The organism is Kitasatospora putterlickiae, from assembly GCF_039527695.1.
Lineage (GTDB): Bacteria > Actinomycetota > Actinomycetes > Streptomycetales > Streptomycetaceae > Kitasatospora > Kitasatospora putterlickiae.
Genome location: NZ_BAAAKJ010000363.1, coordinates 2,726 through 6,220 on the forward strand (window position 1 = coordinate 2,726; position 3,495 = coordinate 6,220).

At 75.4% G+C, this 3,495-nt stretch carries 1 protein-coding gene; it reads right to left on the bottom strand.

Annotated elements, in window-relative coordinates:
* On the bottom strand, positions 1-3,495 hold a 3,495-nt coding region (locus ABD308_RS32740; protein WP_344343161.1), incomplete at both ends, for a type I polyketide synthase.

Here is a 3,495-nt window from a genome sequence, read left to right on the forward strand (position 1 = left end):
GCGCCGACGATGGCCTGCACCTGGAGCGCGGCGCCGTCCGGCACCAGCAGCGGCGCCTCGAAGACCAGTTCGTCGAGCAGCGGCGCCCCGACGCTGCGGCCGGCGGCCAGTGCCAGTTCGACCAGCGTGGTGCTGGGCGCGACCGGCAGGTCGAAGGCGACGTGGTCGCGCAGCCACGGCTGGGTCTCCTGCGACAGGCGGCCGGTGAGCACCCACTGCTCCCCGTCGGCGAGCTGCAGGGCGGCGGCCAGGACGGGGTGCCCGACCCGGCCGAGGCCGGAGGCGGACGGGTCGCCGGCCGCCGGGCGCGGGTTCGGCCAGTAGCGCTTGTGCTGGAAGGCGTAGGTCGGCAGTTCGACCCGGCGGGCGCCGGCCTCGGCGAAGCAGACGGCCCAGTCGACCTTCACCCCGGCGGTGTGCGCCTCGGCGAGGGAGAACAGGAACCGCCGCAGGCCGCCCTCACCGCGGCGCAGCGAGCCGACCACCTTGACCCGGCGGGCGGCGCCGCGGGCCTCGGCGGTGTCCTCCACGGCCATGGCCAGCACGGGGTGCGGGGACATCTCCAGGAAGCAGCCGGTGCCCTGGTCGATCAGCGCCCGGACGGCCGGCTCGAAGCCGACCTGGCCGCGCAGGTTGGCGTACCAGTACGCGGCGTCCATCGTCGCCGTGTCGAGGTAGCCGCCGACCGCCGTCGAGTAGAACGGCACCCGGCCGCCGGTCGGCTCGACCGGCGCGAGGGCGGCGAGCAGCTCGGCCTCGATGGCCTCGACCTGCGGGGAGTGCGAGGCGTAGTCGACCTTGACCTTGCGGGCGCGGACGCCGTCGCGCTCGCAGGTCCCGAACACCTCGTCCAGCGCGTCGGGTTCACCGGCGACGACGACGGCGGAGGGGCCGTTGACGGCGGCGACGGAGAGGCGGCCCGCGTACGGCGCCAGCAGTTCCTCGACCCGGTCGACGGGCAGGGCGACGGACATCATGCCGCCCAGGCCCGCGAGCTTGTCGCGCACCAACTGGCTGCGCACCGCGACGATCCGGGCCGCGTCGCGCAGCGACAACCCGCCCGCGACGTAAGCCGCCGCGATCTCACCCTGCGAGTGGCCCACGACCGCCGCAGGCTCCACACCGTACGAGCGCCACAGCGCCGCGAGCGACACCATGACGGAGAACAGCGCCGGCTGGACGACGTCCACCCGGTCGAACGACGGAGCGCCCTCGGCGCCCCGCAGGACGTCCTCCAGTTTCCAGTCCACGAACTCGGCCAGCGCGTCACCACACGCGGCGATCTCCGCCGCGAACACCGGTGCGGAGTCCAGCAGTTCGGCGGCCATGCCGACCCACTGGGCCCCCTGCCCGGGGAACACGAACACCGGCTTCACGGCCGAGGAGTCCGTACGCCCGGTGGCCGTCCGCTCGGTCACCTCGCCGACCGCGAAGGCGGCCAGCTCGGCGGCCAGGTCGTCCCGCTCGGCGGCGACCAGCACCGCCTGGTACTCCAGCCGGGCCCGGGTGGTCAGTTGGGAGTACCCGAGGTCGAGGACGGAGAGCCCGGGGTTCTCCAGCAGGTGCCGCCGAAGCCGCTCGGCCTGGGCGCGCAGGGCGGCCCCGGTCCGGGCGGAGAGCAGCACCGGCACCGCCGGGGCGGTCTCGGCGGCGGGCTCGGCGGCCCGGGCCGCGATCTCAGGGGCGGGGGCCGGGGCCTCCTCGACGATGATGTGCGCGTTGGTGCCGCTGACACCGAAGGACGACACACCGGCCCGGCGCGGGCGCTCGCCCGCGGGCCACGGCCGGGCCTCGGTGAGCAGCTCGACCTCCCCGGTCTGCCACTCGATGTGCGGGGACGGCGTGTCGACGTGCAGCGTCTGCGGCAGCACCTCGTTGCGCATCGCCATCACCATCTTGATCAGGCCGGCGACGCCGGAGGCGCCCGAGGTGTGGCCGATGTTGGACTTGATCGAGCCGAGCCACAGCGGCTCGCCGTCGCGCTCCTGGCCGTAGGTGGCCAGCAGGGCGTGCGCCTCGATCGGGTCGCCGAGCACGGTGCCGGTGCCGTGGCCCTCGACGGCGTCCACGTCGGCGGCGGTCAGCCCGGCGTTGGCGAGCGCCTGCCGGATCACCCGCTCCTGCGAGGGGCCGTTGGGCGCGGTGAGGCCGTTGCTGGCGCCGTCCTGGTTGATCGCGGTGCCCCGGATCAGGCCGAGGATGCGGCGGCCGTTGCGCCGCGCGTCGCTCAGCCGCTCCAGCACGACCAGGCCGAGGCCGTCCGAGAAGCCGGTGCCGGTCGCCGAGGCCGCGTAGGCGTGGCAGCGGCCGTCGCCGGAGACCGCCTGCTGGCGGCTGAACTCGGTCATGACGACCGGCGTGGTCATGAAGGTCACGCCGCCGGCGAGGGCCAGCGAGCACTCGCCGCCGCGCAGCGCCTGCGCGGCGAGGTGCAGGGCGACGCCGGAGGAGGAGCACGCCGTCTCGACCGAGAGGGCGGGGCCCTCCAGGCCGAGGGTGTAGGCGATCCGGCCGGAGGCGACGCTGGTCATGGTGCCGGTCAGCCGGTAGCCCTCGTACTCCTCGGGCACGTTGGCCGAGTAGTCGGCGCCGGTGATGCCGACGAACACGCCGGTGTCGCTGCCGCGCAGCGAGGTCGGGTCGATTCCCGCGTGCTCCAGGGTCTCCCAGGAGGTCTCCAGCAGCAGGCGCTGCTGGGGGTCCATGGCGACGGCCTCGCGCGGGCTGATGCCGAAGAAGTCGGCGTCGAAGTCGCCGATGCCGTTGACGAAGCCGCCGGCCCGGGTGGTGCTGGTGCCGGTCTGGGCGGCGTCGCCGTAGAGCTTCGTCAGGTCCCAGCCGCGGTCGGTCGGGAACGGGCCGATCACGTCGCGGCCCTCGGCGACGACCGTCCACAGGTCCTCGGCGGAGGTGATGCCGCCGGGGTAGCGGCAGCCGATGCCGACGATGGCCAGCGGCTCGTCCACCGAGCCCTGCCGCTTCTGGGCGACCGGGGCGGCGGTGTCCGGGGTGCCGTCCGCCTGAGCGAGCAGCAGCCGGGCGACGGCCAGCGGCGTCGGGTGGTCGAACACGACGGTCGCGGGCAGCGGAACGCCGGTGCTCTGCGACAGCCGGTTGCGCAGCTCGACGGCCATCACCGAGTCGAAGCCGAGCTCCTTGAACGCCCGGTCGCCGTCCACCTCGTCGGCGGAGTCGTGGCCGAGCACGGACGCGACCTGCGCCCGCACCAGGTCGAGCACCGCGCCCAGCCGCTCGGCCTCCGGCACCTCGGCCAGCCGCAGCGCCAGCGTGCGGCCGGCGGCCGAGCGCCGGGCCGGCACCCGGACGAGCCCGCGCAGCACGGCGGGTAGCAGCCCGGCCCGGGCCTGCTCGCGCAGGACGGCCGGGTCCAGCTCGACCGGGGCCAGCAGCGGCACCAGCGCGGCCGGCAGCTCGGCGCGCAGCCGCAGCACCGCCTGCTCGCGGTCCCAGCCCTCGCCGGTCACCAGGTAGCCG